Source organism: Streptomyces sp. NPDC031274 (assembly GCF_055570235.1).
The window spans coordinates 1-1,210 of the sequence record NZ_JBVIHP010000333.1; the positions used below are offsets into that span (position 1 = coordinate 1).

A 1,210-nucleotide genomic window follows, 5' to 3' on the forward strand; every position below is an offset into this window, starting at 1 on the left:
TGGGGAAGGACGTCCACCAGAAGCCCTTGCCTGCCTTGTCCAGGTTGAAGTTCTTGTAGGGCTCACCGTCCACGTACCGCTTCTTCTGCTCCAAGTCCCACTGGTGGCCGGTCGATTCGGCCTGCCAGATCGGCTCGACGTACTTCTTGAACTCAGCCGGCGAGTACGTGGGGGCGTACCAGCAGGCGGGCGGGGTCCAGTTCGTCGCGGGGGTCACGGCGCCGGTCTTGGGACCGGAGCCGTTCTTGGAGCGGTCGTAGACGATGCCGGATGCGGTGGCGGACAGTTCATCGCCGTCCGCGTTGCCCGAGGCGTCGCTGTCAGATCCGTTGCCGCCTCCCAGTCCGCCGCCTCCCGGCGGAGTCTGGTCGGCGAGGGCGGCAGGGCCCGAGAGAGTCCATGCTGTTGCCACCAGCGCTGCAACGGTGAGAACTCGGAGGCGTCGGCTCATGGCTGGCACACTGCAGCGCCGCGAGTGGATGTGATCTTCACGAGTTCCCAAACCCCTTCTTGGTTCTTCTCGACCTGCGCGCCGTACAGGATGTAGCTGTTCTTGGTCACCTTGGTGCGCTTGATCTTGTCGGTCTTGATGACCTTGCTGTAGCCCTTGCTCTCATCGCCGCAGTAAGTGAGTGAGGCGGCTGTCTTGGACTTCACCGTCACCTGCCGGTTGAAGTACCGCACCGCCCCTGTCACCGTCCAGCCCGCGTCCTTGAACCCTTTCACCCAGCTTTGCGACGAAGCGGCGGCCTCGCCCTCGGTGAAGAACTCAAGTGCCGGTAGCTGCGGATCGCCGGCCACGATCGCCGCGTTGAGCGCGCGGATGAAGTCCGTGTTGTCACGAAGGATCGCGTCCTTGGCCGCGTCGCCGGTCTGCTCCGGCTTGAAGGCCAGCTTGACGTCGGAAGGCAGATCGATCTTCGGGCGCTTTGCACTCCCCGAGTCCGATGCGCTGGGCGAAGCCGATTTCTTCGCGCCGTTCTGCTCTGCCCCGGCGATCTTGTCGTTGTCCTTGGACTCGCCGTCGCCGCTTCCGCAGGAAGTCAGCAGCAAAGCTGCGGACGCGGTGAGGGCGACCGTCGCGAGACGGAGAGGGCGGTTCACTGACGGCTCCTGGTGAGGGTGAGAGTTAGCGCGAGCTAAGCACGCTAGTGGGAGCTGATCCGTGGCACCAGAGAGATATCTGCTGAGTTATGGGGCGTGTGGGGCT

General features: G+C 64.1%; 1 protein-coding gene and 1 pseudogene. Both read right to left on the minus strand.

The features are described 5' to 3' along the window. Positions 1 to 412: pseudogene (locus ACZ5CR_RS46125) on the minus strand (hypothetical protein); the annotation flags it as partial. A 35-nt stretch (positions 413 to 447) separates the two neighbouring features. After that, the gene (locus ACZ5CR_RS46130; protein ID WP_468869954.1) at positions 448 to 1,104 is read right to left on the minus strand and encodes a hypothetical protein; all 657 of its coding nucleotides are present in this window, start codon (positions 1,102 to 1,104) and stop codon (positions 448 to 450) included. Between the last annotated feature and the right edge of the window lie 106 nt (positions 1,105 to 1,210).